This window comes from Bradyrhizobium sp. Leo170, assembly GCF_004296405.1.
In the GTDB taxonomy this organism is placed as follows: domain Bacteria; phylum Pseudomonadota; class Alphaproteobacteria; order Rhizobiales; family Xanthobacteraceae; genus Bradyrhizobium.
This window is the reverse complement of the sequence record NZ_PSRR01000497.1, coordinates 1-4,403: the sequence shown is the minus strand read 5'-3', so window position 1 is coordinate 4,403 and position 4,403 is coordinate 1. Positions and strand designations below refer to the sequence as shown.

At 59.4% G+C, this 4,403-nt stretch carries 5 protein-coding genes; 1 reads left to right on the top strand and 4 read right to left on the bottom strand.

The features are described from left to right. From CWO89_RS41225 to CWO89_RS41210, 4 genes are all read right to left on the bottom strand, one after another. A partial coding sequence (locus CWO89_RS41225) for a two-partner secretion domain-containing protein (RefSeq protein WP_130583977.1) occupies positions 1 to 738 on the bottom strand: 738 nt, incomplete at its 3' end. Between the two features lie 271 nt (positions 739 to 1,009). Beyond that, positions 1,010 to 1,672: a FecR family protein gene (locus CWO89_RS41220; RefSeq protein WP_130583976.1), complete on the bottom strand. Its 663-nt coding sequence runs from the start codon at positions 1,670 to 1,672 to the stop codon at positions 1,010 to 1,012. A 9-nt stretch (positions 1,673 to 1,681) separates the two neighbouring features. Then, complete coding sequence (locus tag CWO89_RS41215; protein WP_245476810.1) at positions 1,682 to 2,203, bottom strand: RNA polymerase sigma factor; 522 nt, start codon at positions 2,201 to 2,203, stop codon at positions 1,682 to 1,684. Positions 2,204 to 2,223: 20 nt separating this feature from the next. Then, the gene (locus CWO89_RS41210; protein ID WP_130583974.1) at positions 2,224 to 2,916 is read right to left on the bottom strand and encodes an STN domain-containing protein; all 693 of its coding nucleotides are present in this window, start codon (positions 2,914 to 2,916) and stop codon (positions 2,224 to 2,226) included. A 763-nt stretch (positions 2,917 to 3,679) separates the two neighbouring features. On the opposite strand from CWO89_RS41210, the gene CWO89_RS41200 reads away from it, so the two are divergent. Next, a complete protein-coding gene (locus CWO89_RS41200; protein ID WP_130583973.1) occupies positions 3,680 to 3,880 on the top strand; it encodes a hypothetical protein in 201 nt (66 codons plus the stop codon). The last annotated feature ends 523 nt before the right edge of the window (positions 3,881 to 4,403 follow it).

The window sequence follows — 4,403 nt, the reverse complement described above, 5'->3', positions numbered from 1 at the left end:
CCTCGAATAGATGCCGCTGTCCAAGAACTGGCTGTCAGTGATGGCAGCGCTGGACGCAATCAACGAACCTACGTTGATCTGGCTGCCACCGCCGAAGATGATGCCGTTCTGGTTGATCACATAGACCTGGCCATCGGCCTTGATGTTGCCGAGGATCTGGCTCGGTGCGGTGGCACCGGCCACGCGGTTCAGCGCCACCCAAGTGGCATTGCCCTGCTGGTCAAACGTCAATGTGGTGCGCGCGCCGACATTGAACGAGCTCCAGTTCAGGATCGCCCGCGCGGATGTTTGCTGGATGCCGACCTGGGTCTGACCAGCCGCATCGACGCTCTGCGTCGGCGCATTGGCACCGCGCCACAACGCCGAGCCTGGCGCAGCACCCGGCGCCACCTGCAACCCGCCGGCGCCGAGGCCGTTCGGCACCACCACCGGCGCGGTGATCGAGGTCTGCCGGGCCTGGGCTGCCCCGCGTGCCGCCGCCTGCATCGCCTGGATGTCCTGAACGGCCCGCGCCGCACGCGCCAGCGAGTCTTGCGTCTGCTTCGCGGCCCCCGCCGCCTGTTGCGCCGCCAGCGACGCCGCGTCCGCTGCGAGGTTCGGCGCAGACCGCACGGCAGAACCGTTCAAGGGGCGCCCGTGAACCGAGAGCGACGCCGTCAGCAGCGTGGATGCACTGACGGTTGTCAGCAAAATACTCTTGAGAGAAACGGACAGGAGTTTCTTGTTGTTCGACGCCACGGTTGCCCCTTGAACGGCTGAAGACTGTCTCGGCGAGAGACGGACCAGTCGAGAAAAGGAGGAGCAATGTGCATCGTCCGCGATCGTTGCTGCCGGCTCACCAGCCTCAACGCCGATCGCGCGTGCATTCACAATGCGCCCACGCCTCGTCTCTTCCTGTTAGTGCCCCTAAGACGGTTTGAGGCAGGGCGAGACTGAACCGTGTCACAAAAAATTCTTGGAGAAAAATTCTTGGAGAATGAAAGGGTGATCGATTTTGCGACCGCGCCTATTAGGTAAGCACGACTACTCCTCCGGGACAGGTGACGATCGCCCGCACTCCATCGCATCGCAGGTTGAATTGCGCGCTGGCGGCGTGAAGACTGCCGCCCGCTGCGAGAACTGTAAGCCCCGCCGGAACTGTATCCGGTACAACAATCGCCGCCTCGCCCGAGACCAGTTCAATCTGCCGCTCGCCGATATCGCGAACAATATTGAGGCTGCTGCGCGTGTTCAGCTCTACAGAGACACCGTTGTCCATCGCGATCTGACGACGTTCGCCGACACCTGTACGGTAGTCGGCGGCGAGTTCATAAGGAGATGGCCACAGTTCCAGGGGAGGCCGCAGCCCGAGATAGCCGATACCGGCGACAGAAGCGGCTGCGGCTCCGCCCAGAAACCACCGACGCGAAGCCGTGGCACCACGAGACCTGTCGCGCGCCGAAGCACCGTCGCTCGGCTTGCGACGCCCTGCAGTCCCGAGCCCCTCCCACAGAAGGTTGGCTTCAGCGAAGGCTGCGGCATGCGCCTTGCTGCGGCCACACCAGCTCTTCAGCGCTTCGGCGTCGGCAATCGTGGCGCGCCCCGAAGTCAAGCGCACAAGCCATTCCTGCGCTTCTCGTTCAAGCATGTCCTGTCCGTCGTCAACCGTTATGGTGGGATCTTCCTCGTGCATCCCGCCCTCTCAAGACTCTTTCCGAGCGCCGGGACCGAACCTGCGAATAACTTTTCTTCCCAGACGGGCCGAACAATGTCGCAGCGCTTGAACAAGCTCTTTCTCGACCATCCTGATTGAAATGTTAAATCGCTGCGCGATGTCGTCATGCTTCATCTCGCTGACCCGCGCGAGCAGGAAGATCGCCTTGCGGCGGGGGGACAATTCGTCCAGTGCGGCCTCCAGCGACGCCACTTCATCCCGGGCCTCAGCGATACGTTCGGGATCGAGCACCCCATCCATCATATGGCGCACGATCTCGACTTCCGCAGGAGACAGCCTGCGGCTGTCCGCCTGCTTCTTGTCCGCGGCCACGTTAAGAGCCATGCGAAATAGGTACGATTCCGGCCGTCGTATTGCACCGACATCGCCGATGCTATCGATCCGAAGCCAGGTTTCGTGCAGCACTTCGGTCGCAAGTGCGTCCGAGCCCAACCGGTGGCGAAGGCGTTCCCAGAACTGCCGATACCCCGCCTCAAAGATGGCGCGCATGCGAATACTCGATCCCTCTGTCATTGGCGGGAATGAAGCATGTCCGCACACGTCAAGGTGTACGTCCTCGGCTGCAGCACGATGGTAACAGGTTGCGGCAGGCCCGGCGGAGGTGGCGCGACACTGGCGTTCGCCATGAACTTGGCAATGGATTCGTCGCGGTGTTCGTCTCCACTCGTTCCAAGCGGATGAAGCGCCTGGATGGTCCCGGCGTCGCCTATCCAGATCTGAAACGCAGTGCGATACTGACCCGGCCGCGTCTCATCATTTTGGCAGAGAATGCGTTCGATCATCCCTTGAACGTGGGAGAAGTAGGCATCGTAGTCGGCAGGACGCTGCTTCTGTGACTGCGCCGCCCCGGATTCTTGTTCAGACACCTTCGGGCCGACCGTGAATGCGGTGGCACCGGCATAGCGGATCGAGAGGCCGGTCCCGGCCAGCAGAACACGCAAGGCGTCTGCGGGCAGCAAGCGCCCTTTGATCGCCGAGGATTGCAGCCCCTTGGCCAGTTCGGCATCGATCAAGGCAGCCATTCCGGTTCTATCTGCAAATTCGACCAAGGCATTTGCCAAAGGCTGCGACGGGATGTCGAAATTCTTCAACCCATCAAGCGCGAAGGAGAAGTTGCTTCCCAGAAGCAAAAAGGTGAACAACGCCAGCGGCAGGTAACACTTAAAGCCCCGGTATTGCGCGAAAGCTAGCGCATCCGGCATCTGGATCTACCCCACCCTTCACAACACTGTCACACTTGATCGACCAGACCTTAGGCAGCGACTGTTACAATTGGATGTCAAGACCGGGATGATCCCACTCCGGCGGCCGCAATGCCATGCGCTCTACCGGTTACTGAGAAAACATCTTCGGTGAGAGCTTTTTTGGTTCATCGCTGCCGCAGCTTATGAACTGATGCTTTTTTCCCAAGTTAATAGCTGTCTGCTTTTCCTTTCGAGCTGGAACGCAGTCGTTCCAAAGCTTCTGGCAAGCCGCTCTACGACGCGAGCGACATTCGCGTTCCCGTGCTCCTAGAGCATGATCCGGAAAAGTGGAAACCGGTTTTCCCTCGCGACAAACGCGAAGCGTTTGCGCGGAGATCATGCTCAAACAAAGAGCTAGAGCGGGATGACGATCCGAAGAAAAGTCGTCACGCTCTGGTGCACGCCGAATGGGACCGGGACGTGCCCATCGCGTCGACGCAAGAGTTCTTCCGCTCTCTCAAGTGGGCGCCTACCGGCGATGGGTGGAAATCGGCGAAGGCACGCACATGGAGCTACTGGAGAAGAACCGCCTGCAGGCGTTCGATGCTATCAGCCAGTTCGTCGCCGAGGACCCTGCTCGAGGCGTTTCCACTCATAAGAAGCCAGCTGGAAGCGCGTAAAATGAAACCCTGAACACTTGCGGGTAGTAACATCCGCTGCGAGCAACAATGTGGGAGTAGACGAATAGCCAAAACGCCTTTCGTGTCAATTGCTTACGCCCTTGGCGCGTTCGAAGGCGATCTCTTTTGTCGCGATATCAATGGGTTGCCAAGATATTCCAAAGCATAAGGTGCGCTTCAAGCCCATAAGTATCTTTGAGAAAGGCCGCCCAAAGAGCGGCTTTGCCGCCGCCTTTTCGAGAGAATCGCCCGTTGGCGGCGTGATCGGTATCGCGGCCGATCTTGCTCTTGAGATCGTTTGAAAAGCTGCCTCCCAGCACGCAGACGTGTTGGAGAAGGTGCTTTATTTTTGGCGAGTAGCGGGGGACCGGCGGTCGGAAGACCGGACACGGTGTTGCGCCTCGGACGCGAAACTAAAGCACAACTGGACTGTCCGATTGGCAACACCTGAGTTCGCAAGCGACCACACCTCAGTTTTGGATTTCGAAAAGTGAGCACGCGAACTCAGTGACGCTCGCTCGGTTCGCTCGGCCGCCTGGTCAATTCCATCAAGTGCCAGCCAACGTGAGCTAGCGTGGATCAGTCCAGTCCATCATGGTAAAGCTTGAGCTAGCAACCGGCAACAAGATCAAGGTCAATCAACGATAGTCCACTTTGCGCCATAAGCTGCCTTTCCGCCGTGTCGGATTTTTGACCCAGAGCGGAAGTAGCGGACTCGAACGCTGAGCAGACTCGTCATTCAATCACCTGAGCCTAATGTCGAGCCATCCCAGATCGTTGACCTCGATTTGATCGCCCTCGCCAACGACGACGGTCGTCGTCTCA

Coding starts and splice junctions, on each gene's coding strand:
- CWO89_RS41220 (WP_130583976.1), bottom strand. CDS start 1,672: ATGCACGAGGAAGATCCCACCATAACGGTTGACGACGGACAGGACATG.
- CWO89_RS41210 (WP_130583974.1), bottom strand. CDS start 2,916: ATGCCGGATGCGCTAGCTTTCGCGCAATACCGGGGCTTTAAGTGTTAC.
- CWO89_RS41215 (WP_245476810.1), bottom strand. CDS start 2,203: ATGCGCGCCATCTTTGAGGCGGGGTATCGGCAGTTCTGGGAACGCCTT.